This window comes from Cronbergia sp. UHCC 0137 (genome assembly GCF_034932285.1).
Lineage (GTDB): Bacteria > Cyanobacteriota > Cyanobacteriia > Cyanobacteriales > Nostocaceae > Cronbergia.
In genome coordinates, this window is record NZ_JAYGHC010000013.1 from 50848 (window position 1) to 73456 (window position 22609).

At 37.1% G+C, this 22609-nt stretch carries 23 protein-coding genes and 1 pseudogene; 10 read left to right on the forward strand and 14 right to left on the reverse strand.

Features of this window, described 5'->3' with window-relative positions:
• Positions 1-66 precede the first annotated feature (66 nt).
• The gene (holA, locus tag VB711_RS08515; protein ID WP_323285441.1) at positions 67-1059 is read right to left on the reverse strand and encodes a DNA polymerase III subunit delta; all 993 of its coding nucleotides are present in this window, start codon (positions 1057-1059) and stop codon (positions 67-69) included.
• Positions 1060-1191: 132 nt separating this feature from the next.
• Here holA and VB711_RS08520 point away from each other — a divergent pair, with 132 nt between their 5' ends.
• Positions 1192-1938, forward strand: a complete 747-nt coding sequence (locus tag VB711_RS08520; RefSeq protein ID WP_323285442.1) for a DUF1868 domain-containing protein — start codon at positions 1192-1194, stop codon at positions 1936-1938.
• Between the two features lie 201 nt (positions 1939-2139).
• Here VB711_RS08520 and VB711_RS08525 read toward each other — a convergent pair whose 3' ends face one another.
• The 9 genes from VB711_RS08525 to VB711_RS08565 form a co-directional block, all read right to left on the reverse strand.
• Positions 2140-2463 (reverse strand): Txe/YoeB family addiction module toxin, encoded by a 324-nt coding sequence (locus VB711_RS08525; RefSeq protein WP_079290402.1) that lies wholly within the window; start codon positions 2461-2463, stop codon positions 2140-2142.
• Positions 2456-2737: a type II toxin-antitoxin system Phd/YefM family antitoxin gene (locus VB711_RS08530; protein ID WP_323285443.1), complete on the reverse strand. Its 282-nt coding sequence runs from the start codon at positions 2735-2737 to the stop codon at positions 2456-2458. The genes VB711_RS08525 and VB711_RS08530 overlap by 8 nt, the downstream gene beginning before the upstream one ends.
• Before the next feature lie 201 nt (positions 2738-2938).
• Positions 2939-4411, reverse strand: coding sequence for a hypothetical protein (locus VB711_RS08535; RefSeq protein ID WP_323285444.1), 1473 nt, complete (start codon positions 4409-4411; stop codon positions 2939-2941).
• Positions 4412-5018: 607 nt separating this feature from the next.
• The gene (locus VB711_RS08540; RefSeq protein WP_323285445.1) at positions 5019-5480 is read right to left on the reverse strand and encodes a DUF29 domain-containing protein; all 462 of its coding nucleotides are present in this window, start codon (positions 5478-5480) and stop codon (positions 5019-5021) included.
• 207 nt (positions 5481-5687) lie between these two features.
• Complete coding sequence (locus VB711_RS08545; RefSeq protein WP_323285446.1) at positions 5688-6059, reverse strand: type II toxin-antitoxin system VapC family toxin; 372 nt, start codon at positions 6057-6059, stop codon at positions 5688-5690.
• A complete protein-coding gene (locus tag VB711_RS08550) occupies positions 6046-6297 on the reverse strand; it encodes a hypothetical protein (protein WP_323285447.1) in 252 nt (83 codons plus the stop codon). Before VB711_RS08550 ends, VB711_RS08545 begins: the two co-directional genes overlap by 14 nt.
• A 161-nt stretch (positions 6298-6458) precedes the next feature.
• On the reverse strand, positions 6459-7475 hold the full coding sequence (locus VB711_RS08555; protein ID WP_323285448.1) for a tRNA-dihydrouridine synthase family protein: 1017 nt from the start codon (positions 7473-7475) through the stop codon (positions 6459-6461).
• Between the two features lie 116 nt (positions 7476-7591).
• Positions 7592-8371 (reverse strand): RDD family protein, encoded by a 780-nt coding sequence (locus VB711_RS08560; protein WP_323285450.1) that lies wholly within the window; start codon positions 8369-8371, stop codon positions 7592-7594.
• A 22-nt stretch (positions 8372-8393) separates the two neighbouring features.
• On the reverse strand, positions 8394-9248 hold the full coding sequence (locus VB711_RS08565; protein WP_323285451.1) for a glycerophosphoryl diester phosphodiesterase membrane domain-containing protein: 855 nt from the start codon (positions 9246-9248) through the stop codon (positions 8394-8396).
• A gap of 80 nt (positions 9249-9328) precedes the next feature.
• Here VB711_RS08565 and VB711_RS08570 point away from each other — a divergent pair, with 80 nt between their 5' ends.
• Positions 9329-10282: a stage II sporulation protein M gene (locus tag VB711_RS08570; RefSeq protein WP_323285452.1), complete on the forward strand. Its 954-nt coding sequence runs from the start codon at positions 9329-9331 to the stop codon at positions 10280-10282.
• Between the two features lie 187 nt (positions 10283-10469).
• Here the strand turns inward: VB711_RS08570 and VB711_RS08575 are convergent, their stop codons facing one another.
• From VB711_RS08575 to VB711_RS08585, 3 genes are all read right to left on the reverse strand, one after another.
• Positions 10470-11540 carry a substrate-binding domain-containing protein gene (locus VB711_RS08575; RefSeq protein WP_323285453.1) on the reverse strand — a complete coding sequence of 357 codons (1071 nt, stop codon included), beginning with the start codon at positions 11538-11540 and terminating at the stop codon, positions 10470-10472.
• Between the two features lie 18 nt (positions 11541-11558).
• Positions 11559-12926: a serine/threonine-protein kinase gene (locus VB711_RS08580; RefSeq protein WP_323285500.1), complete on the reverse strand. Its 1368-nt coding sequence runs from the start codon at positions 12924-12926 to the stop codon at positions 11559-11561.
• A 335-nt stretch (positions 12927-13261) separates the two neighbouring features.
• Positions 13262-14275: a LysR family transcriptional regulator gene (locus VB711_RS08585; RefSeq protein ID WP_323285454.1), complete on the reverse strand. Its 1014-nt coding sequence runs from the start codon at positions 14273-14275 to the stop codon at positions 13262-13264.
• Between the two features lie 204 nt (positions 14276-14479).
• Here VB711_RS08585 and VB711_RS08590 point away from each other — a divergent pair, with 204 nt between their 5' ends.
• From VB711_RS08590 to VB711_RS08625, 8 genes are all read left to right on the forward strand, one after another.
• On the forward strand, positions 14480-15196 hold the full coding sequence (locus VB711_RS08590) for an NnrU family protein (protein ID WP_323285455.1): 717 nt from the start codon (positions 14480-14482) through the stop codon (positions 15194-15196).
• 302 nt (positions 15197-15498) lie between these two features.
• Positions 15499-15882, forward strand: a complete 384-nt coding sequence (locus tag VB711_RS08595) for a thioredoxin family protein (protein ID WP_323285456.1) — start codon at positions 15499-15501, stop codon at positions 15880-15882.
• Between the two features lie 404 nt (positions 15883-16286).
• Entirely contained in the window at positions 16287-18365 is a 2079-nt protein-coding gene (locus VB711_RS08600) for an NAD(P)H-quinone oxidoreductase subunit 5 (RefSeq protein ID WP_323285457.1), read from the forward strand.
• Positions 18366-18623: 258 nt separating this feature from the next.
• Positions 18624-18863 carry a hypothetical protein gene (locus VB711_RS08605; protein WP_323285458.1) on the forward strand — a complete coding sequence of 80 codons (240 nt, stop codon included), beginning with the start codon at positions 18624-18626 and terminating at the stop codon, positions 18861-18863.
• Positions 18860-19273: a putative toxin-antitoxin system toxin component, PIN family gene (locus VB711_RS08610; protein ID WP_323285459.1), complete on the forward strand. Its 414-nt coding sequence runs from the start codon at positions 18860-18862 to the stop codon at positions 19271-19273. Before VB711_RS08605 ends, VB711_RS08610 begins: the two co-directional genes overlap by 4 nt.
• 261 nt (positions 19274-19534) lie before the next feature.
• A complete protein-coding gene (locus tag VB711_RS08615; protein ID WP_323285460.1) occupies positions 19535-20203 on the forward strand; it encodes a hypothetical protein in 669 nt (222 codons plus the stop codon).
• Positions 20204-20327: 124 nt separating this feature from the next.
• Complete coding sequence (locus VB711_RS08620) at positions 20328-20669, forward strand: hypothetical protein (RefSeq protein WP_323285461.1); 342 nt, start codon at positions 20328-20330, stop codon at positions 20667-20669.
• Positions 20670-20771: 102 nt separating this feature from the next.
• Positions 20772-21857: a hypothetical protein gene (locus VB711_RS08625; RefSeq protein ID WP_323285463.1), complete on the forward strand. Its 1086-nt coding sequence runs from the start codon at positions 20772-20774 to the stop codon at positions 21855-21857.
• Between the two features lie 179 nt (positions 21858-22036).
• On the opposite strand, the pseudogene VB711_RS08630 reads toward VB711_RS08625, so the two are convergent.
• Positions 22037-22210, reverse strand: a pseudogene (locus VB711_RS08630) (element excision factor XisI family protein); the annotation flags it as partial.
• Positions 22211-22609 lie beyond the last annotated feature (399 nt).

Genomic DNA, 22609 nt, shown 5'->3' on the forward strand with positions numbered 1-22609 from the left:
AGTGACAGAGAATTATAGTCAAGATTATGATAATAAGTTTGAATTATTTTTTGAGTCAGAAGTTCCTTATGACCTAGTTCGGCATAATTGACAAAGTTCGATTATCTTAGTTTGGAGGATGATCATTTCTGATGCTCCTTGCTTGAGACTGACTTCTAGCTCTAGTAAAAGAGGTAAACAGGAGACGAGTTGTGTAACAGAAAGAGATTTGACTTCTTGCTGTATAAAGTAAATGCGTTTAGGATTATTGATTTCCGCAGCTTGAGCGATCGCTTGAGGATTGCGTTCACCACTCTCCATCATCATCTTTACCCATAACCAAGTCCGAAATTGACCAATCAATGTAGCCACTATTCGTAGCCCTGGTTCAGCCGCATTGAGCATATCCGCTAAAATCCCTAAAGCTTTAGGTGTATCTCCACTTCTGATAGCCCCTGCTAATTGTAGACTATTTTGCGTAGTATTTCTGACCAATTGAGATACTGTCTGGACATCTAAAGGCTTGGAACTGCCCTGAGTATACAGCCGCAACTTCTCTAATTCATTGTAAAGCAGTCGTGTATCATTACCCACGGACTCTGCTAAAAATTCCCCAACTTGGGGGGTTAGTTTTACACCCACAGTTTGAGCAGCTTGATTGACAGCTTGTACCAACAAATCCGTTTTCCAAGGGGGGACTAGAGAAAATTCTCGAAACTCCGTTGCGAACTGCTTCAAAAATTTTGTCCCTTTGAGACGTTCATCGGGTTTATTACGACTGGTAAGTAGTAAATGGGAGTTTTCAGGAATAACCGGTAGAGTACGCTGTAGTTCTGCTAACACATTTTCTGGACAGCTTTGGCAAAGGGTAGTGTTAACCAACCATACCAAACGTCCACCAGCACCAAAGATTGGTGTCATGACTTGATTTAGAGCTTGAACGATCGCATCCGTTTGATCAGGCGCAAAGGATGTATAATTAAAACTAATCCAGATCGGATCGAGAATGCGATCGCGCAAAACAGCCACCGCTTTTTCCATCGCAAAATCATCTTCACCCCAGTAAACATACATTGGCATACTATTCCCCCCGACCTGATTATTTTTTTTTCTAGACGGTAGAGGCTTAATTTACCTACAATTTATCAAAAGAGTGCGAGGGTATGAAGATTGGACGACAACTACCAAACCTATTTAAACCGGGTAGCAAGAATGACGCTACCAGAGGCTTACAAATCCCAAGTCCAGCATATACAGGAATCTTCTAAATTTAAGCTGCATTCTGGAGTAAGAGAACCAGCGCCTTTCCCTGGTTATACGCTGATTACCCCACCAGCAGAAGAAGATACGCCAAATTCTGCTTTTTACACTCAGTTACAGTCTTGTCAACAGTCGCTTTTACAGTTACCTGTCAACAATGATTTGATTGTACCTGTACCGTCTGTTAGTTTTCATTTAACTTTAGCGGATTTGATTTGGGATCATGCTTACCTTCACGCTTGTGAGGAAAACCCCAAATTTATCGAGGAGTTAAACTCTTGTTTAAGAGAAACCTTTGAGCAGTATAAACAATCGAGGTTACAAGCTACTCAACCCATTTTCTGGCAAATGCTGGGATTGATAGTGATGCCAAGAGCCATTGGTGTTTGTTTAGTTCCCAAGGATGAACGCTCTTATGAGGAGATTATTCAATTCCGTCGGGTAATCTATCAAAACCCGAAATTAATGGCTTTGGGTATTGAGCAACATTATCATTTGACAGCCCATATTACATTGGGTTATTTTGGGGAAATTTCACCTGAGCTAGACCGAATAAAATTCAGCACTATGTTATCTGAATTGAATCAACAATTGCCTTTAAATCTGCCAGATTTTTTAATTCACCAGGTTCAACTACGCAGGTTTGATAATATGGTGCAATATTATCGTCAGCCACATTGTCCATCTTTGGATTTGTAATTAATACACTCAAAACTGCTGAGATTTGAGATTTTAAACAATCACGACAAAACCTAAAGGTGTGGTAGGGTTTTAGCAGTGCTAAAGCCCTATTCATGAAATCAAAGGATTAAGCATTTTTGAAAAACCGATAATTTAAAATTATGTAATTGAGTAAAGCCTATTAACGCATATTTAATTTTCACGAGATATCTATTGATTTTAATCTGATTCGTAATGATAACGAGCTTGTAAAAAATAAACTTTATTTTGTGTTACTTTATAAACCAAACGATGTTCTAAATCAATGCGTCGTGACCAAGTATCAGGAGCAATATATTTAAGAGGTTCAGGTTTACCTAAGCCTGTAAACGGTTGACCATCAAGAATATCCGCTACTAAATCTAATATCTTATCCCCTTTTTTTCTATCATGATTATACCACCAAGCCAAATCTGCTTTAAAATCAGGACTAAAAACAGGAAAATAACCAGATAATTCTTTTTCTTCATTATGAGTATCTGGCTTTTTTTTCTTACTACTCAATTCCTAACTCCTCTTTTAATTCAGCCAATGTTTGAGGAGTTTCTATTGCTGTTTGTGTCCATTCTAAAGCCCGAAATAAACGTTTAGCATTTTCAGGTGATCTTAATAAATAAACACACTCTAATAAACTGGAAAGTTCATCTTCTGCAATTAACGCCACATTTTTCTCATTACGACGTTTAATTACTACTATTTCCCGGTTATCACACACCTGATCTAAGATAGTTGCTAAATTCAACCTTGCTTGAGAGTAAGTGGTTTCTTTGTTTAACATTCTCTTCTTGAAGAAGTTGTACAACTATATTGTACAACATTCTATTTTTGTTGTCAAAATGGTATTTATTAATACAATTAGAAAACTGGAAATGAATGTAAAAAAATATTTTACCATTACAAACAACTTCTTATTTAGCGTAAATAGCAGAATATATGTTTTGAATATAACTAACTTTAAAAAGTTTAAATCTAAAATAAATTATTCAGTATAAAGTAAGTTTTTGATTGTATTGATATTAAATTTTTTATATTCTAAATACAGAAACATATCACGGAATTCTGAATGACTGATCCAGTTTTTATCATAAGAAGTTTTAATAATCTGTCTACATTTTTGGCAGAGTACATAATTTTTGCTATCTGATAGTAAAATACTAATTCCTGAAAATTCTAAAGCATTTATTTCATTAATTTCAGTATCTATAATAATTTGACATATTATTTCTTCTAACTTTTTTAATTTAATTTTACGAGTCACAGTATAGTAGTAAATATCAGATGGTCTTACTTTGTGTTTTTTACCATTTATAAAATCTTCACTAGAAATATTTAAATAATATTTATTTTCAATAAAAGCCTGTACTACTTCATAAGGTACTCTGAAATTTCTTAATAAATTTGTCCACTCTTTTTTCCAAGTATTTAATCCTAAATGCGATGCAATTGCTCTGGCTGAAATTATTTTAGCAATTTCAATTTCATTAAATAAGTCTTCTACAAGAGGGAAAAAGGGTGGAACTGGAAAAATAACATTATCTTGGTAAACTGCTCTACCATGAGCTACTGCATTTCTGTCGTTTATTAATTTTTCAACTATTTCTTTGCTTTTATTATTAAGCATTTTAAGCTTATTAAGCATATAATATATTTTAATTTTAATAGATATTTCAGAAATTAATAGGTCTTTTAGAGATTTACTTTTATTAAGTTTTTCGTTTTCTAGAATTTTCTTGGAAAGGTGGTAAGTATCACCAAGTAGTTTATCTAGAAAATTACTACATAGCTCATCAACATCTTTCTTCAATGGTGATTCATATACACTCGATAGTAATTCTAGAATATGATAATAGGCTAACAGTGCTTCATCATTATACAAAAAAGTATCTTCGCTTTCTTCTTGAAGATATAAACCTTTTCTCCACCTATCAAGAAGCGAATATATTAACATTCTATTATGTTTGTCTGAGCTATTAATAAAATCAATTAGCTTACTTAAATCTTCAGTTTTATTAATTCCATTATTAATAAATAATGTATTTATTTGATTATTTTCATAAATATTTCCTAACATTAATTGTGTATACATTTTTTGACTAACTGTAAAAACTTCTCCCGTAAAAAAAGATAAAATACTTAATATTGTTAAGTAACGAGGTCTTGCTTTCTCAAATATTTCTGTATGAGAAGAGTAAGACTGTAAATCGCATTCAATTTCAATTATTATAAGATTTTCTTCGTTGTCTGTATCTGTTAATGTACTCATAATATCAGAATTTATACCGATTTGTAACAATGTATCTGTTTCTAAACCTTCTTCCATGTTTAATATTAATTCTTCTTTTATATTTATACTTTTTTTGGTATATACACGGGAATCTAAAATAAAAAAATTAATTTCGATATGATGATGTACACGTAAATAGTATTGTATTTTTGACTTAATATTTTCCATAATATTTAGTAAAACCTATTAGATGACAAAAGATTGTTAGTAATGTATTATTTTAACACAAATGATTAACCCTCTTCCATGACTCTGGGAATCACAAAAATAATTTCCTAATTCTCAAATCCTTATGTAATATAAGTAGAAACCTCCTTGTTTCCTGATTCTAATTTTAGATTATGTTTATCAATTATTTATACTTTACCCCAATACTAAATAATTGCCATAGTTACACGCTCAAAGATGGTGCTAGGGCTAAAGTTTTCGTCATACCGCTAAGGAGAAAGCGATCTGCACCCATCCCATTAGCCATAGAAAAAAGTTGTAACAGAATTTGTATCTAACAAATACTTAATCCCATTCATCGCGTAATGCTCTTTGTAACTTTAACGGATTTTGATCTTTGAAAGTTGGAAATTCAGGCAAATTATTAACTAGATCAACTAATAATTGAGATGATTTTACAGTGAGCGGTGTCGAACTCTATTTTTGTCGCTCTTCTAACAACATTCTTTCAACAGCTTTTTGTACTAATAGTTGCATATCAGGCATCTCCAAAAGTTGTTTGCCTAACTCATCAGGTAACTCAATTGCAACTTGCATAAAATTCTCCTTAAATTTCCCAAAAATTAACATTTAATATGGCATCAATATCGCGGCTAAACTGCCATGTATGAGGAAAGGTGACAGATTTATAGCCCTTCTCCTGACGAACTTCATCAAGAGCATCTTCAAAAGCATAGTCAAAAACCTCGACAAAGAAGCGAGCAAGACTAGGTGATATTTTAAGCGATCGCTTAATACGTCTGCGCTGTTCTCTAATTGTTCGTTCCCAGCCATTAAATTCTTGAGGCATATCAACATAAATCCGCTTGAGTAGATGCTCTAGCAAGGTCGCCAAACGGCTTAAAATTTCGTTTTTGTCAGATATCCCCAAGCTCTCAACTTCCTCAATTAAATTCTTAATATCCAGCCGATCAAAGTCTCTAGCACGCAGATTTTTTACAACATTTTCAACCCACTCATGATAGTCACGCTCGTAGAGAGATGTATTTGTGGCGATCGCTTGAGTCATTTATTTTTCTCCTTGGGAAGGTCTGCACAACGGCGGTTTAATCCTTAACTCTTCACATAATGATGTGATTTTAGCATCCTTGACCTGACTTTGCTGGGCGATGGTTTTGAGTAGTGAAAGGTGATAGGGCTAAAGTTTTCATCATATCACTAAGGAGAAAGCGATCGCACCCATCTAGCCGCAGAAAAAAGTTGTAACGGAATGCTGTTAGTCATCTAATTTAAGCTTATTTGCCAACTTCTTATCTAACGTTACTAACTCAAGTCCATGATGCTTTGTAGTTGCAGCAATAATAGAATCAGGCAGTTTTGTTTTATGAGTATATCTAAAGCTGATAGTTTCATTTTCAATTGCTGGGGTGATCGTTAAATACGTCATACGACTTAATAAAAATACAATAGCTTCTTTTTCTGTGGGTGTTATCGAGGGAAAACTCAATAACTCCATGCGAGTTATCGCACTATAAGCACATTCACAAATTTGAATTTGCTTGTCTTTTAAAATATCCAAAACCATTAAGTCTTGTTGAAGTAGACCGATAACGATATTTGTATCTAACAAATACTTAATCCCATTCATCGCGTAATGCTCTTTGTAACTTTAACGGATCTTGATTTTTGAAAGTTGGAAATTCAGGTAAATCATTAATTAGATCAACTAATAATTGAGATGATTTGACAGTGAGCGGTGTCAAACTGTATTTTTGTCGCTCCTCCAACAAAATTTTTTCAACAGCTTTTTGTAATAATAGCTGCATATCAGGCATCTCCAAAAGTTGTTTGCCTAACTCATCAGGTAACTCAATTGCAACTTGCATAAAATTCTCCTTAGATTTCCCCAAAATTAAGAACAATAGAATCAATTATTGGTGTTAAGTTTGCCATAATTCTATTTAACTATCTTTACCTCATTCTAATTTTAGATTACGTTTATCAATTAGAAATTTAATTTCACCCAAATACTAAATAATTGCCAAAGTTACACGCTCAAGGAAGGTGCTAGGGCGAAAGTTTTCGTCATATCGCTAAGGAGAAAGCGATCGCACAAATCAAACATTTCTACCTCAGTTTGCACCCGTCGCATCAATCGCAGAAAATCACCTTCAGTGTCAACACTTAAAGCAATGTAGTTAAGGAACATTTTCAGGTGGCCTACGCGCGATCGCTCTGGCATAGTTGAGACTGTAGGAGTTTGCTGTAAACGATCAATATACTTGCGTACATCTACCAAAGGAACAAGTGTGATCTCCTCTCCTCGCAAAGCCTGACGAATTTGATTAAAAAGCCAAGGATTGCCAATCGCCCAGCGTCCCACCATCACACCCGCCGCGCCGGTTTGAGAAAGCACTTCCAGGGCAGTTTTTGCCGAGTTGATATTCCCATTAGCCAGCACTGGACAATCTACCCGTCTCACCGCTTCCGCAATCAAATTATATTTAACTTCCCCGTGGTACATATCTTTCACCGTGCGACCATGCAAACTCAGTAAATCAATGTTGTGGCGATTGATTATATCTAGTATTTGGTAAAAGTTATCTGTATTTTCAAAACCTACGCGCATTTTGACAGTTAAAGGGCGATCGCTCACAGCATAGCGCAGTTCTCCCAATATCTGATCTATTTTTTCCGGTTCTCGCAGCAATCCACCCCCAACATTTTTGCGATAGATTCTCGGCGCTGGACAGCCCATATTTAAGTCTACCCCCGCGATATTATATTTGCAGAGTTCCTTGGCTGTTCTGACTAAATCGGGAATACTTTCACCAATCATTTGAGCAAAAACGGGGCGACCCGTATTATTTTCCGTTATTGCTGACAGAATGTTACGATTCAGCCGTGAGGTATCATTGACGCGGAAATACTCGGTAAAGAAGTAGTCAGGGCTGCCATAATGAGCGATGATCTTCATAAACCAGAGATTTGTCACATCCTGCATGGGTGCAAGTGCAGTCAATGGTAGGTCTTTCTGAAGCAATTGGGGTAGCGCATGGGACATAGAGATGAAGAGAATTTGACGACGTGAAAAGCATCTAATTTATTTAAAAATTAGGGCGGACAGGGATGCCCACCTCACAAGAGTTAGACTATTACATCTCAACAAGGTTGGTGGTGTTAAAATTCTGGCTGTTGATATGCAAGATAAATAGCTTCTAAAAATACATCAGATGAAATATCTGCTGGTAGTATTTTTAATTCGATAATATCCTGTACTTGTTGGGCTAATTTTAGAGATAGTGATGCTTTGGCTTTTGGGGACATTCCGTTACGTCGGAGTAAATATTCACGAATGATGGCAAAGTCGTCAGGCAATAATAATGATAATTCAGAAACTTTTTGCAAACTGATATAAAATGATTTTGCCTGTTCAGAAATATTCAACTTTGCTGATTTAAGTACAGTTTCAGCTTGAATAACTATTGTACCAGATACTAAATCTCCTAGACGCTTTTCACGTTGATTAAAGATAATTAAAAAAGCACCGATAAATAAAGATTCGTCAATGGGACGTAACAAGGCACGTAAGGTTGATTGTTGTAAACCTACTGGTCTGCCATCATCTTGGACTACACGGATTTTAGCAATGCGTTTACCAGGGGTTTGTCCATGCCAAAAGGTTTCAAAAAACACGAAATAACCTGTGTAAATAATGAAAAGAATCAGGAAAGCGATCGCTGTCATCCATAAACCAAAACTAGAACCAAAAATCTGGACTCCAATATCGGTCAATTGATTGGAAATGAATACCCAAAATGACACAAACACTACTAAACTCAGTGCCAAAATTTGATAGTCAATAATTACAGCTAAGGCACGATTGCCAATACCAGCTAGAGTAAATTCTAATTCCACACTTTCGGGAGTGCTAAATTTTACTCGATTGAAAATGTGCATAAATGTAATTCAATTTATTAAATTAAATTTCGCGATCGCGCAATTGCAAACCCAACCCCTCGCGCCGACTCCGTAAATCATAGTAAACAACAGCCTTAACTGTTTGCAAAAATGGCAAAACCACAGCACTACCAGCAAAACTGATCCCCAGAACTAACACGAAAAAAAGTAAAGAAAAAACAGGATTACCATTATCTAGTAAAGGGGCAAAAATTACTTGAATAATACTGGTAATAATCTGTATGATAATTTGAAAAGGGAAAGTGATTAATACAGAAACAAAGGAAATCAGTAAAATTCTGCCAATATTACCTTTAGTTAACTCCCAACTACGACTAATAGTTGAAGTAGCATCAACGTTTTCTTCAATGGCTAAAGGCAGATCAACTAAATAAAACCTCGTCATTAACCACAAAAAACCAACAAACATAATAATACTCAAACCAATAGCTATCAAAGCAAATACCACAACTATCAAAGGATTTATTTGTTGACCTAAACTGCCAATCATTCCTGCTGATAAAATACTAACAATTCCAAACAAAATCACAAAGCCGATGACTATTCCGATACCAATAAGAAACATTAACAGCAATAAACCCAAAAATTTCCAGATTCGGGAATTGACAAACCTTTCCCCAGACTTGATACTCTCAGGTTGATTAACCAACTCACCAAAAGCTAAACGAGAAATCAACGCTGCTAAAGCATAGCACTTTGCCCAGCCATAAACAGGTACAAGTACCCAGATATAAGCCCTCAAAGCCAGTAAAAAATATTCTTTGAGATGAGAACGGTAAAGTTGCAGTCCGGCACTAACAACGTTACCCACACTCAATGGTTGTGTAGGATTGGAAGAACCAAAGTTTTGAGACATAGTATCAAATTTTCCTGGAAATAAGGGAATTGGATTTGATGCTATATTAAGCTAAATTAAACTCAGTATGTTTAAACTTTATGAATATTCAACGTTGGATAGCAAGAAGAGAAAAAAATTGGCAGCGTCTCGATACACTTTTAAAAAAAGTAGAACAAAAACGCCTAAAATCTCTCCAATCGGCTGAAATTAGAGAATTAGCCAGTTTGTATCGTTCTGTAGCCGCAGACTTAACACGTTCACGCAGTCAGGATGTCAGCAAAACTTTAACCCAAAGTTTACAATCTTTAACAACTCGCGCCTATACCGTCATTTACCAAGGTTCGCGACGACAGGAATGGCAAGCGGTAGGAGAATTTTACCGTTGGGGCTTTCCCTCTATTGTACAGCAAACATTTTTATATATTGCCACTGCTACAGCCTTATTTGTATTAGGTGGTGTAATAGCCTGGTGGTATGCTTGGCAAGACCCCGGTTTTATGTCTTTAATAGTACCTGAAAGTTTAATTTCTCAAGTCAGAGATAAAGGTGAATTATGGATGGGTTCAATTGTGGGGATTGAACCTTTGGCCTCCAGTGGCATTATGATTAATAATATTGCAGTATCCTTTGGTGCGGTAGCTGGAGGAATTACGGCTGGATTATATACAACCTATTTAATGGTTTTTAATGGACTATTAATTGGTGCAATTGGCACTTTAGTAGGACAAAATAATCTAGCATATCCGTTTTGGGCGTTTGTTTTTCCCCATGGTTCTTTGGAATTACCTGCGATCTTTTTTGCAGGTGGTTCAGGTTTATTAATTGCTAGGGCTATTTTGTTTCCTGGTAAATATCGCCGTTGGGATGCTTTAAAATTTTACGGTTCTCAGGCTGTACAATTAGTATTTGGTATTGTGCCAATGTTAGTTATTGCTGGGATTATTGAGGGTTTTTTATCACCTAATCCCATTATTCCAGATCCGATTAAATATTTGGTAGGTATGGGTTTATTTATTTTGTTGGTGATGTATTGTAGCCGCAAACGTAATTGAGCCGATAAGCCCGAAACTTTTTTTTAAACTAACCACAGAGGACACAGAGGACACAGAGGACACAGAGAATGAGGAGAACAAATTTTTAACTGAACTGTATTCTGTTTTAATCCTGGACATCCTGATTCAGACAAGATCAGACATTTTACCTAATTAGCAACTTGCGTTATTGGAGACAATGCTAGAGTTATTTAATTCTCACAAATCCAGCTTTTTCAATTAATTCTTGACCTTGAGATGTTAACAACCAATTTGCATAAGCTTCTCCAACTTGTTGATCTGTGGTGTTATTTTGTTTTAAAATTACAAATAAATTGCGGGTAATTGGATAATCTCCACTGCGAAAATCCTGATTATTTAACTGGTTACGCTTGAGAGGACATTCAGATGATGGTACATAAGGATTGAGATATGGTGTAATTAATTTACTGGTTGTACGCCCTATTGGTAGGGGTTTAATGGTACACTGGGGTACTACCTCTGGAGCAGAAGCATAGTAAATTGCACCAGGAGTAACAGCTACTTTTCGTAATGCTTCTGTAGTAGTACCAATATATTTAATGTTGTTACCAAAATTTTGTTTATTAAGAACAGTTTCTACAAAAAATTCTACTGTTCCACCAGCTTCTTGAAGACGAGATAAAGCTTCTATTGGTAAATTTGGTCCCCCAACTTGTTGCCAATTAGTAATGTTGCCAATGTAAATATCTTTAATTTGAGCAACAGTTAAACCAGGAATATTGAGTGTGGGATTAACTGCGATCGCTATCCCATCAATAGCAACAGGAATTTCTCTTAAACTAAACCCTTTTTGCTGTGCTTCGGCATTTTCTTCTGGTTTAAAAGAGCGGGAAGATTGGGAAAAAACCAATTGATTAGCTATCAACATCTTAATCCCTGTTCCTGAACCTGGTTTTTCGTTAATTGGTTGAGTGTAGCGTAAATCAAATTGAGGACAGATACTTTTTAACACAGAGTCTGCATCTCGACGAATGGGAGCGAATGTCGTACTACCTCCGTAGTTGAATATGCCTTGAGGGAGATTAGGAACGTTACAACTGCTAATGGCTAAATTAGGGTTAATCACATTTCCTATTGGGTTCTGATTGGGAGAATTAGTAGGATCAGGAGTAGAATTAGGTTGACTTTTAGTAATTTGCCCCCAACGTTCCATTAAAAACCACAGTCCACCAAAAATTAAACCAATTGTGATTATAGTAGCTAAAAACAAAGTCAAGGTTTCGTTTTTTTGTGACATAATTATTTTCTCTTCCAGCTACAAAAATAAAGATAATAATTTATAAATTAACCGAAATAATGCAGTAATGCTAGTAGCTATTAAGGCAGCAGCGACGGTTAAAAAAAATATTTGCTGAATTGCCAAACCAAACTGTAAAAAAGGGATAAAAAATATAATTGCAAAACTAACTGTGGGAATAATTAATAAATCGAACCTTTCAATCCAACGTTTAGTTTGGGCGAAAATCAAGCCTCCTAAAATTATACAGGTAATACCAAAGGTGAGGAAAGGATTTTTAATTAGACTGAAAAGAGCGATCGCTATTAATGCCCCCTCAAAGCCACTAAACGCCGCCCCAGCCAATAATTCCCACACAGGAAAAGCTGGTTTAATTGGTATTGGTTTCTGTGGTGGTGCTTGGATTTGTGGTGATGGTGTTGGTGTTGGCGGAACAGAAGGAGTAGAAAGTGCTTCCAGAACCTCCTGGGCTGACTGAAAACGTTGATTGGCAGCAGGTAAAAGCATTTTATCCAAAATATCAGCTAGAGGCGGGTTAACAGTTGTGTAGGAACGCCATTTCCACTGATTACTGTAGGCATCAAATAACTCAACCGCCTCCATCCCCGTCATCAAAGTAATTAAAGTTACGCCCAAAGCATATAAATCCGTAGATGGAAATACCTGTCCTCCGGTCATTTGTTCCGGTGGTGCAAACCCCATAGAATAGATACCCGTGGACACATTGGAACTAGAAGGAGAATTAGCAATTTGTTTAACTGCGCCAAAATCTAACAAAAATAGTCGCCCATCTTGACGACGCATAATATTAGAAGGTTTGATGTCTCTGTGGATAATATGGCGCTCGTGGATAAATTTGAGAATTGGCAGAATTTCCCTGAGAATTTCTAAACATTGGGCTTGAGAAAAATTGCCATTTTGAATTAATTCTTCCTCTAAATTTTGTCCATCAATATATTCTTGAACTAAATAGAAAAATTGCTCTTGCTGTCCTGGTTGTAAACCTTGAACTGCCACGGGAAAAAAGGCAAATAAATCAGGGATTTGGTCATGGGCATTACCGACATCAGCTAAAACTTCCGCTTCCCGTTCAAATAATTGCTGTGCTAATTGTAATTGAGAACTAGTTAAATTTCCTGATGGTTGAAATTGTTTAACCACACATAAAGGCATTCCAGGAATCCGGCGATCGCTCGCCAAAAAAGCAGCACCAAAACCCCCCTTACCGAGTAATTTAATTGGTAAATAGCGGCCATCCAAAAGCAGTGGCATACCACAAGATGTACAATATTTTTGCTGTATTGATCTTAAAGTTGTAACATTATCTAAATCAGCAAAGTAATTTTTTGGGCGTGGGCATCGTGGACGGGTGCAGTAGACTTCCATTTTGGTTATATTGTCGCAAGTGACATTCAATAATTGATTAGTCATTAGTTAAAAACTATGGCATCTCAACTAATGACCAATAATTCCTTGATGGTACAAGCCCTCAGATTTATTTAGGGTTTACTTAATAAACCTAAAACTGCAATATATCAAGAGTTTGAAGGTGAAAAAGGTGAATCAGTTGCAAGGAATAAGCGTTGAAACTACCAAAAACCTATCACTTGACCAGATTCAAGACTATATATTCTCTTCTTCTAATTATTCCTCCGGTCACTGAGCGTAGCCGTGGTTGGTGAGCGCAGCCGAACCAAAGTGCTGACTCCTGACTCCAGTGTTTAGTCCGGCTCAGAAGAATTGCGTATTGATGTATCTATGGTAGTTTCCACTAGAGATTTTGGTGATACTTTCAACATATCTTGATTCCATTCAGGAGTAGCAAACAGGGGTAAAATTTCTTGACTAAAGGCTTCAGCCGCTTTAGAACGATAGCGATTGGGATTAAAAATCAGCCACAGTGTCCGCTTGACAACTACACCTTCGATAGGAGTGCGGTGAAGTACACCCATTTGTAACTCCTTAGCGATCGCTGAAGTAGATACAAAGGCAGCCCCTAAACCAGATTGGACAGCATTTTTAATCGCTTCGATGGAATTGAGTTCCATTTCAAACTTAAACCGCTTAGTATCAATTTCACAACGACTGAGTACCTGATCAATAACCTTGCGGATAGTTGATTGAGAATCGAGAGCAATGAATTGGAGTTTATATAGGTCTTCTTTTTGGATAGTGTCTAGTTTGGCAAAGGGATGAAAAGTCGGTAAGATCAGTGCCAATTCATCTTCAGCATAAGGAACCATCTCCAAAGATTCTACCAATTCAGTGGGAATTTCCCCACCAATGATGGCTAAATCTACCTGACCATTAGCCACACTCCAAGCAGTGCGACGGGTAGAGTGGACGTGTAGTTGTACAGCCACATCTGGATATTTTTGTCGAAACATCCCAATCATCTGGGGTAGGAGATAAGTACCAGTAGTTTGAGAAGCGCCGACAATTAAAGTACCCCCTTGGAGACTTTGTAGATCCTCAATTGCTCGACAAGTTTCCTGACAAAGACTCAGGATTCTTTCACCGTAGTTCAGGAGTAGATGACCCGCTTCAGTGAGTTGAGCGCGACGACCTCCCCGGTCAAATAAAGGAACATCTAGCTGCCGTTCCAGATTTTGAACTTGCAAACTAACTGCTGGTTGGGAGACGTAAAGACTATCAGCCGCGCGTTTAAAACTCCCTTCTGCGGCGATCGCTTTGAGAATACGTAACTGATCTAAAGTGAAAGGAAGGTCAGACATAAGGCTTAACCCACAAACAAGAAACGAGAAACTTTACCAATAAATTCTGATTAGGCATAATTTATTGCATCATAAACTTATAGGGTGAACTCGAAAAAGAAACATTACCACAACAGCTTGACAAAAATCCTCTTGTATACCATCTATTAGAGTCCTAGATCCTTACCAATAGTAGCTTTGATCATTTTGAATCGAATTGTATCTATGTTGCCGAATCCTTGGTTTACCTCCAGTTTATTGATCATGCTGGGTTTACAGTTAGCCTTTGCGATCGCCCACAGTGGGGGTGCAGCTTTGCGTCCTTGGGCAGAGAAATACATCGGAGCAAGACTTTATCGCATTTTGTTTGCTTTAATTAGCCTACCCTTGGCTGGAATCTTAATAGTTTACTTTTTCAATCACCGCTATGATGGTTGGCAACTTTGGCAAGTCCAAGGCGTACCAGGAGTCAGAGCAGTAGTTTGGGTCTTGTCAGCGATCTCATTTTTGTTTTTATATCCTGCTACATTCAATCTACTAGAAATTGCGGCTATTCAAAAGCCCCAAGTTCATCTCTACGAAACCGGGATCATCCGTATTACCCGCCATCCCCAAATGGTAGGGCAGGTGATTTGGTGTATTGCCCACACCCTATGGATAGGTACAACCTTTACCCTTGTGACATCTATTGGTTTGGTACTGCATCACTTATTTGGAGTTTGGCATGGGGATCGGCGGTTGAGCGATCGCTATGGAGAAGCCTTTGCAGTAGCTAAACAAAGAACCTCCATTGTTCCCTTCCAAGCAATTATGGATGGTCGTCAGTCCTTAAAATGGCAAGAATTTCTCCGTCCTGCCTATCTGGGAGTCGCCATTTTCGTCGGGTTGCTCTGGTGGTTACATCCACTGTTGATGCTAGGAACAAGTAAGATATCATGGTAGTTTAAGATGATCCCCAATATTTCCTGAAAATACTAACTAAATAGAAATTTCTTCTTACCTTATCACCAAACCAATGTAAGATAAGTTCAAATAGTTGTTAGCAGGGGTTCCCTAAATTGCCTTAATACTTTATAATTAGCTTTCCTGGGGATCAAAGGGCAAAGAGGAGTTAACAGTCCTCAAAAATCAACACCATCATTGGTGTAGTAAACCAAAAACATAATAAAACCCTATTTTCATTTGCCCTCCCCTGCTAGTGTTAGCTAATTTTGATATAAAAACCTTATAAACCAAGAGGCGTCATGGTGTTGTCGGTTAGTGAACGGACATTTACTCAAGAAGTTTTAGAATCCTCAATTCCAGTTTTAGTAAATTTTGAAGCACCTTGGTGTGGCTTGTGTCGCATCATACACCCTCTACTATTGCAATTTCAAACCCAATGTGGTAGCGAAATTAAACTTGTTGGGGTAAATGCAGATCAAAATTTTAAGTTGTCTACCACCTATAAACTCAAATCATTACCAACCTTACTTTTAATAGAAAAAGGTATAGTTCGCCAACGTTTAGAAGGGTTTCGCGGTCGAGAAGACCTACGACTAGCCCTAGAAGAAATTAAACTCAATTACGGAAACAAGGAAAGGCAACAGGTAACAGGCAACAGGCAACAGGAGAAAGTATACTTCTAACCCCTGCCCCCTGCCCCCTGCCCTCATAAATGCGGAATATGTTTTTATTTGGAACTCTCTTGGTGAACTGGCAAAAAGCAGATAGAGTTGATGAAACTCAGACACCAAAAGACTTTCAACCATTTTGTCTGTTAAAAATTCCCTATTCCCAGTTCTTGCAAATATAAAACCATGCTTAACACCCCACTCAAAGGTCATTGAGTGGGGTATTTTATCCTCAAGGGAGTGTGTCACAATTATTAATAGTTGGGATAAGTTAGTCAAGTCAACGCTAAAGTTATGAAGGTTTAAAGAGACAGGGGAAATCGAGCAGAAGGACAAAAATAAGCTAAGTTCCCTGTTCCCCATTCCCCGTTCCCCTTCATCCTGATTTTGTTAAGCATTCTAAAAAGTAGGCGTGAGTGATGGAAGTAATCTATCAGTATGCCTGGCTGATTCCAGTTTTCCCTCTTTTAGGGGCAACGCTGGTCGGTCTAGGGTTAATCTCGTTGAATCAGGTGACAAATCGCCTGCGACAGCTTAATGCTGTAGTGATTATCTCCTTCATGGGAGCAGCCATGGGGTTGTCGTTGGCCTTGCTGTGGAGTCAATTTCAAGGTCACGCGCCTTATCTTCGCACCTTTGAATGGGCTTCTGCGGGCAATTTTCACTTGAGCATGGGCTACACTATTGACCACCTGACAGCCCTGATGCTGGTGATCGTTACCACAGTGGCTTTATTGGTGATGATCTACACCGACGGCTACATGGCACATGATCCTGGTTATGTGCGGTTTTACGCCTATCTCAGCTTATTTGGCTCGTCGATGTTAGGTCTGGTGGTCAGTCCCAACCTAGTACAAATTTATATATTCTGGGAATTGGTAGGGATGTGTTCCTACCTCCTCGTGGGCTTTTGGTACGATCGCAAAGCAGCAGCAGATGCTTGTCAAAAGGCATTCGTGACCAATCGCGTCGGTGACTTTGGTTTGTTATTGGGCATTCTAGGACTATTCTGGGCGACAGGCAGCTTTGATTTTATGGTCATGGGCGATCGCCTAGCTGCCCTGGTAGAAACCGGTGCTGTGAGCAATTTCCTCGCCATCCTGTTGGCGATTTTAGTCTTCCTTGGACCCGTTGCTAAATCAGCCCAATTCCCCCTCCATGTCTGGCTACCAGATGCAATGGAAGGACCCACCCCAATTTCTGCTTTAATCCACGCAGCGACAATGGTAGCGGCTGGTGTATTCCTGATTGCCAGGATGTACCCAGTTTTTGAACAAATACCCGCCGCAATGACCGTCATCGCCTTTACAGGGGCATTTACGGCGTTTTTGGGGGCGACGATCGCCATTACCCAAAACGACATCAAAAAGGGCTTGGCTTACTCCACCATTTCCCAACTCGGTTACATGGTAATGGCTATGGGAGTCGGGGCTTACAGTGCTGGACTTTTCCACCTGATGACCCACGCCTATTTCAAAGCGATGTTATTCTTGGGTTCTGGGTCGGTGATTCACGGCATGGAAGGAGTTGTGGGTCATGATGCGGTTTTAGCTCAGGATATGCGCTTAATGGGCGGTCTGCGGAAATATATGCCCGCCACAGGGTTCACCTTTTTAATTGGTTGCTTGGCTATTTCCGGGATTCCTCCCTTTGCTGGTTTTTGGTCAAAAGATGAAATTCTCGGTGCGGCTTTTGCAGCTAACCCGTTCCTCTGGTTGATTGGCTGGTTGACGGCAGGAATTACGGCTTTTTATATGTTTAGAATGTATTTCTCGACATTTGAAGGCAAGTTCCGGGGGAATGACGAGAAAATTAAGCAAAAGTTGAAACAGGCAGCCGCAGTTGTCGCTGATTTAGGTGAAGTAGAATTAGCACCTAACTTTGGCCCTGGGGCGATGAAAAAAGGAGAATTGGCCGCCCATGACTCCCACGGACACCATAGCGATTTTCCCCATGAGTCACCTTGGACAATGACTCTACCGTTGTTGGTGTTGGCCATTCCTTCGATGTTGATTGGGTTGGTGGGTACACCTTACGCCAATTATTTTGAGCAATTCATCTATTCGCCTAATGAAACCCTCGCGGAAGTGATGGAAAAGGCGGCTGAGTTTGACCCCCATGAGTTTTATATTATGGCGGGTAGTTCAGTGGCTATTTCTGTGGTGGGGATTACTTTGGCGGTGTTGATGTATTTGGTTCGGAAAATTGACCCAAGTGCGATCGCTAATCAAATTAAACCACTGTACGAGTTATCGTTGAATAAGTGGTATTTTGATGACATTTATCATCGTGTCTTTGTCCTTGGCTTGCGTCGTCTAGCTAGACAAGTGATGGAAGTAGACTTCCGCGTGGTAGATGGTGCTGTTAATCTCACCGGGTTCTTTACTCTGGTGAGTGGTGAAGGTTTGAAATATCTAGAAAATGGTCGCGCTCAATTCTACGCCTTGATTGTGTTTGGGGCTGTTTTGGGGTTAGCGATCGTTTTTGGTATTACCTGATTTTTTTAGGGGTGGGCGACGGTCTGCCCCTAGATTTTTTTTAATGAACCGCAGAGGCGCAGAGGACGCAGAGTTAATGAAGCAGGAAGGAAGAAAATTGAGAGGTGGGTTTGAAAATGGCATTTATCAATAATAAATAATCAGTTATAATCAAAACAAATTATTAATGATGGGTATTTTTTGGGTTTTTATTTCGCGCAAAGATGTAAAAGAAAAAAGTATCATAAAATATATATAGGATAAATCGCAGAATAAATCATGAATGCTTACAAGACTTATATCATCATTGAAGACCCAAAGCAGGTAGTTTTATCTGATTTACCTTTTCAGGTTGGACAGCGTGTGGAGATTATTGTTTTAGCTGAAGATAACCCGCAAGCTACAATTAGTAATAAATTGCGGAATTTATTTGATAAAACTCAGGCTATTCCTGGTGTGGAAGAGGTTACAGATGAGGAAATAGCAGCAGAAATTGAAGCTTATCGGCGTGGGAAATGAAAGTTATTATTGATACTAATGTTTTGGTTTCTGCTGTTCTCAAGGGGAGAGAACCAAGGGATGTGATTCAATTTGTTGTAGATAGTCCTAATTGTGATTGGATTGTTTCTCAGGAGATTGTAGCAGAGTATCAGGATGTGTTAAGTCGGAAGAAGTTTAAGTTGACTGATGAAGTCAGAAAAGAATGGTTAGATGTTATAGATTTGGTGACTACATTAGTTGATGTTCAGGTAACAATAGATTTTGCTAGAGATAGAAAAGATGAAAAGTTTTTAGCTTGTGCTGTTTCAGCAGGGGCGGATTTTTTAATTACTGGAGATGCTGATTTTAATGAAGCACAGAATTTAGTGAATACTACTATTGTTTCTGTGTCTATTTTTAAGCGGTTGGTTTGTGATTTTAGGGGATAATCAGGCGATTATAAATCGCGGCTATACAAACAAAGTCCACCTTCGTGGACTAAAAATAAGATTTTTGAACCCGCGAAGGCGGGTTTTGTCTGTGTAGACGCGAATTATATTCGCCGGGTTATGAATATTTTTTGTTTCGCGCAAAGATACAAAGGAGCAAAGACGCAAAGGAAGAACACAGCACAGCGATCTATTGAATATTGAGTGATATTTGATATACTTTTAGAAGTAAACAAGTAACCGTTAATACTTCTTAATGATATGGATGACCTTAAATATTTATTGAATCGTGCATCGTTTGATGAAATAAAAGCTTTAGCAGATATTCTCAAAGCTAAAGAACCAACTGTTGATCGTATTATTGATCGTTTATCTAAGAAGAGTCAAGATGCAGCTAGTTATATATTTAATGAAATATTTGATGATCATCCAAGTTATCAAAAAATAGTTAGAGGGGCTGCTAAAAAATTAAAAATCAAATGTGATAAATATGAATCTGCTAGTGTCATGGAAATTAAAATTGCACAGAAGGTAATGGAAACAATGTGGGAAAAAATGACCCCACAGCAAAAACGAGAAATGGAAGAACAGTTACGAAAAACAGCATCACAATTTGATAAAGGAGGTGAACTTTTAGGAAGTAGTAGTATTTTTCTTGCTTTGACTGGTGCTAAATTGTCTGGTTTTGGTATTTATTTACTAGCTTCAACATCTCTTGGCGCACTTACCGGAATGATAGGAATTACTTTACCTTTTGTTGTTTATACAACTATGTCAAGTACAATAGCTCTGGTTCTCGGTCCGGTTGGTTGGATAGGTGCAGGATTATTTACTATATGGCAGTTGACAGAACCTAGTTATAAAAGAGTTATTCCAGCTATTGTTTATATTTGCGCTTTGAGAGCAAAGTTGGATGGTGGTTTTGCTTAATTAATTTTCAAACAGGATGTGGATGGTGATAAAATCCTACCATCATTTAGTACGGTTAATACGCAACCACATTTAAAAATTATTACTACTATGTTGTTTAGTAAGACTGTAACAAGGTGATTTTATGTCTCTAAACTATACAAGAGAAAAGCTGTACTCAGCCGTGGAAATATTAGCTTCATCTAACGAAAGCATACAAGATAGACTCCATTCTGCTTATATAAACGCTTTAATTAGACTTCATGAACCAAATGATTTTCCTGAAGAATTAAGAGAAGAATTTAATGAAATTAACAAAAGATTAACTGAAATTCAAGCTACAAGTAACGAAGGTAGTGTTCAAGCAACTACTACAAAAATGAGTGAAGAAGAAGCTGGCAATGTAGCAGAAAAAATAGTTACTTTGTATGATCAGATAGCTCGAAAACTTGGTGCTATGGAGTCACAGACAATATTGAGCGTTTAAGAATATTCGTAGGTTGGGTTGAAAGTAGTAAAACCCAACCAAACCCTAACTATTACACTAAATCGATCAATAAAATTAGCTTAATCTACAGGATAGAAAAATATGAATTCTCAAACTAATCAATCGAATAGAGATAAAAATTTTAATGAATTAAAAAATGTACTTCAATCAAAAATTGTCCTTCCTAAAGAATCCAGTGAGACTGGAGTAATTGAATTAACAAATGAAGAACACGAAAAATTAGTAAGTTTTTGGGAAACTTTGATTTCATTATATGAAGAAGATAAGTTTATAATTTTGTTTAGAGGACAGAAAAAACAAATATTAGAAAACGTATTATCTAGTTCTTTTCAAGATGAAGCAGGTAAATTACTTTGTAAAATATTTTATTTTGGTGATAAAGCGAAACATTTCTTTGAATACCCAAATAATTCACAAGATAGTTATTTAAGAACGATTGATGATACTTCAGATGATACATTCAATTTTATATTTGATCAAATTCACACAATTTTAGCTACAAATTATGGAGGTGATGAAGGCATAAAAACTGAGTTTAAATTAAGTAATATAGAATTTACCAATTTTTTCAGTAAGTTAGATAACAAAGGCAATTTTATAAATCTAATCAATAATGTTAAAAATAACAAAGAAAGTGAGCGAGAAAGAATTAGAGATTACTATTTATTTATTTTGCATAATTTCGGAAGAAATTTTAAAAAAAAGTCGCTTTTTGTATCAACTAGTGAGGACAAAGCTGAAGCGTACAAATATGCAATACACACAAAAAATAATAAATCATCTATTCCAGATAAAAAATCGGTAATATTTTTATATATTGTTCCTAGACCTTTATATAAACATGGCATCAATGCTGAGATATCAAAAGAATTTTATCAAGATTATGAAAGGCAAGGATTCCCAACTTATTCTAGAGAAATACATAAACAGGAAGAAGTAGCTATAAAAGGCACTTTATTTCCTCAATACATCCTCGGTCTATATGATTTAGAATCAGAAAATTTTATTGTCAATCCTTATATTTTTAAGAAAAAGAATTTACAAGATTTTAACATATTAAAAGGGTTATATGTTAACCAAGATAAATTCCAGGCAAGAATTAAGGACACAAATTTAAAAGTATATGTCAGAAAAACAAATGATATGTACAGAGACGAGTTGACATGAGAAATTTTGTTAGTTTTTAGCCTATTTTTCCTTTCTTCCTTCGTGTTCTTCGTGCCTTCGTGGTTCATTAAATAAATCCATAACACAAAACGAATGAAAAAAGGGATAAGTAAAACGCTTATACTCCAAAAAACTAACTAATCATCAAGTTACTAAAATCCAACAATTGAAGAAAAAATCTAACCCAATGAAAAACCAGTAACCTGTCTCATATAAGGTGGCTTAAAACCTAAAACAATATCCGTTTTTGGTACTCCCAATTCTACCAACTCACTAGCTACGCCTTCCTCAGTAAAATCTCTCTGAATCCAAATTTTTCCATCTCTAATATCTACATGAATAATTCTACCATAAGCCTAACTCATATTAATTCATGAGATTAAATTTAATCAATTTTGGTGCGTTACGCTTCGCTAACACACCCTACTGTCTGAATCAGGATGTCCAGGATTTAAGGATGTTCAGGATGAAGAGAAAAAATAATCGTTAAAATCCAAAACATTCCCAGATAAACATGATAAAAAATCCTGTAAATCCTCTAATCCTGTAAATCCTGATTCAGACAAATAAAAATTTTCAGGAACAAGAAAAACACTAATCCTGTAAATCCTCTAATCCTGGGTATCCTGATTCAGACAAATAAAAATTTTCAGGAACAAGAAAAAACTAATCCTCAAAATCCAAAATATGGACAATATAACCATTGCCCCCTCCTAAAGGTTTTGTTATAATCAATCCTCAATCACCATACA